Annotated in this window: 3 protein-coding genes; all 3 read left to right on the top strand. The window is 59.1% G+C overall.

The window, feature by feature from the left end; translation table 11 throughout:
- Positions 1-263 (top strand): hypothetical protein (locus tag PHD44_RS12535; RefSeq protein ID WP_300192219.1); only part of this gene is annotated, 263 nt, incomplete at its 5' end.
- Positions 260-1,573 carry an efflux RND transporter periplasmic adaptor subunit gene (locus PHD44_RS12530; RefSeq protein ID WP_300192218.1) on the top strand — a complete coding sequence of 438 codons (1,314 nt, stop codon included), beginning with the start codon at positions 260-262 and terminating at the stop codon, positions 1,571-1,573. The genes PHD44_RS12535 and PHD44_RS12530, both read left to right, overlap by 4 nt.
- A partial coding sequence (locus PHD44_RS12525) for an efflux RND transporter permease subunit (RefSeq protein WP_300192217.1) occupies positions 1,566-3,129 on the top strand: 1,564 nt, incomplete at its 3' end. The genes PHD44_RS12530 and PHD44_RS12525, both read left to right, overlap by 8 nt.

Below are 3,129 nucleotides of genomic sequence, written 5' to 3'. Positions count from 1 at the left end.
CCACGATTCAGGATCTTTTGACAGCTCAGTCCACGCTGGCAACGGCCGAAGTCACACTCGCCCAGAACGCATTGAATGCCTACACTGCGCTCGCCAAACTCGGCGCCGCCATCGGCCAACTCGGCACGCCCATGTTCTCGGAACACAGCCTGCTTGACCCGACGACAGCAGCCGTCAGTGAAGGCGCCACATCGTCCGATCATCAGCCCGATCTCGCTCCGACATCACATTTGTATGTTCAAAAGGAACAGTCCCAGCCATGACTATGCGCCGCCGACTCAAACCGCAATCAGAGCCCATCCGTCGCCCGATGATCGGAAACAAGAGCCGTCTACTGACCATCTTCGCCGTACTGTCCGTTCTGGCCTTGGGCGGCTGCCAAAACCAGACAGCAACGGATAAATCGGCTGAAAAGGACAAGGCTAAAACGGAAAAGCCTACATCAGAAATGCCGGGGATGATGATCACGAAAGTCTCGGTCATCACGCCCAGCGTACGAACGGTACCCATCACCATGACCGCGGCGGGCACGTTGGCCAGCCCGAACGCCGTCACTCTGACGCCGCAGGTCAGTGGCACCATTGATGCCGTGCACGTGCAATCCGGTCAGCAGGTCGAAAAGGGCGATCTGCTCTTCTCGCTCGATGCACAACCCTTCGAAACGGCGTTGCTTTCTGCTCGGGCCAAACTCGAGGGCGACCGCGCCCAGGCGCGCTATGCCGCCCAGCAGGTCAAGCAACTCAAGCCCTTGGTCGAAAAGGAGTACGTCACGCGTCAGTCGTACGATCAGGCCGTAGCCACGGCCATGGCCGCCAACGCACTGATCGCTCAGGATGAGGCCGCCATTCAGACGGCGCAAATCAACCTTGCCTACACCAAGATCCGGGCGCCGATTACCGGACGACTGGGGGAAATTTCGCTCCAGCCCGGCAATCTCGTCGTCGCCAACAACACCGCATTGTCGACCCTCGTTTCCAATCGTGAACTGCTGGTGAATTTCAGCCTGCCGCAATCGGTCTTGCAAGCACTCCGCAAGGAATGGCCGGGGCTGGGGCAAACCAAGCCGGGAGAAAAAAGCGTACCGCCGCCCACCGTCGAGGTTCTGGATGAACACGCCGATCACGTACTCGGCAAGGGGCACTTGAGCTTCATCGACAACAGCATCAGCGCCGGTACCGGTACCATCCGCCTGCAGGGGTTGATCGACAACCAAGACGGTTCGCTCTGGCCCGGTCAGTTCGTGACGGCACGCCTCACGCTGGGTCAAATCCCCGATGCGCAGGTTCTGCCCGCGGCTGCCGTACAGATCGGCGACCAGGGCATGTTTGTCTACCTATACAAGAATGGCAAAGTCGAAATGCAGACGGTTTCTCCCGCCAGGAACACGTCGAACGAAGCCGCCCTGCCCGCAGGCAGCCTGTCCGCCGATGCAAAAGTCATCTATCCCCTACCCGCCCGAATCGCACCCGGTATGCCGGTCGCGCTTGAAAAGACGAGCAATAAGAAAGCCCAGAGTTCCGAGCACTTAAAAGCGGAATCTGCATCGCATTCAGGTAGTTCGAGCAATGAGTAACGCAATCGGCAACTTGGCTGCGCCGTTCATTCGGCGCCCGGTCATGACGACCGTGCTCTTTGCCGCGTTGATTCTATTTGGCCTGTTTGCCTGGCGGGCACTGCCGGTCGCCATGCTGCCGAATGTCGCATTCCCGACGGTCTCGGTTTCCGCCAGCCTGCCCGGTGCCAGTGCCGAACTCATGGCCAGTGCCGTCGCTTCGCCGATGGAACAGGCGTTTTCGGGGATTCCCGGTCTGCTGTCCATCAACTCGGTCAATAGCACGGGCACGACCCGCATTACCCTGCAATTTGATTTAAGTCGCGACATCAATGCCGCCACTCAGGACACGCAAGCTGCGGTCACACAGGCGTCGCGCTTCTTCCCCAGCACGATGACCCAACAGCCGACCGTGCGGCAACAGAATCCGACCAGTAGCCCCATCGTCTTTATCGGTTTATCCGCCCCCGACATGCCGCTATACCAACTCGATGCCTTTGCCGAACAGCAACTGGCGGTGAAGTTGCAGTCCATTCCGGGCGTTTCGGAAGTACGGGTGTTCGGTGGTCAAACCTACGCCGTGCGGCTTCTTCTGAACCCGTATGCCATGCAGGCGCGCAATCTTTCCCTGACCAATCTGGTCAGTGCAATCGACAGCAAGAATGCGAATCTGCCGCAGGGCACCCTGCAAAGCCCGAGCCGTTCATACAACCTCAAGGTCGACGGCCAGTTGACCAACGCGGCGCAATTCAACAAGCTCATCGTGGCCTACAACAACGGCGCACCGGTCGAACTCAACCAGCTGGGGCACGCGGTGGATGGCGTGCAGCAGAACACGCGCGCCACCTGGATCAACAACGAGCGCGGCATCATTCTTGCCATTGTTCGTCAGCCCGATAGCAATACCGTCGATATCGCCAAGGCAATCCGAGAAGCACTACCCAAGCTCAATGCGACGCTACCGGGCGGCGCAAAAATGCAGATCATCTACGACAAGTCCACCTATGTGCAGGCAGCTGTCGATGAAGTGGAATTCACCCTGGTTCTGGCGAGTCTGCTGGTCGCTGCGGTGATCTGGCTGTTCCTCGGTCAATGGCGACAAACGCTCATCGCGGTGATTTCCATTCCGATCTCGATTCTGGCCACATTTGCCGTCATGCATCTGCTCGGCTACAGCCTGAACATCCTGACGCTGTTGGCGCTGACACTCGCGGTTGGTTTTGTTGTCGATGACGCGGTCGTCATGCTCGAAAACATTTCCCGCCACCGCGAAATGGGCAAAAGCCCGATGCAGGCCGCACTGATCGGCAGCCGGGAAATCGGCTTCACGATTCTGTCGATGACGCTCTCGCTGGCGGCCGTGTTCCTGCCGCTGATCCTGATGGGCGGCCTGCTCGGTAGATTATTCCTCGAATTCGGCGCCACGATCGGTATCGTGATTCTCATGTCGGGGCTGGTGGCACTCTCGCTCACGCCCATGTTGCTGGCCCGAATGCGTGAGCAGAAGCAAACCGACGCCACCGCTACACCTCAACCGGGGCTGTTTGGCCGCAGTTTCAATGCACTCACCCGGGCTT

Origin of the sequence: Halothiobacillus sp. (assembly GCF_028710545.1) — a bacterium.
GTDB lineage: Bacteria > Pseudomonadota > Gammaproteobacteria > Halothiobacillales > Halothiobacillaceae > Halothiobacillus.
The sequence above is the reverse complement of the archived record's forward strand: the minus strand, read 5'-3'. Positions and strand labels throughout refer to the sequence as shown.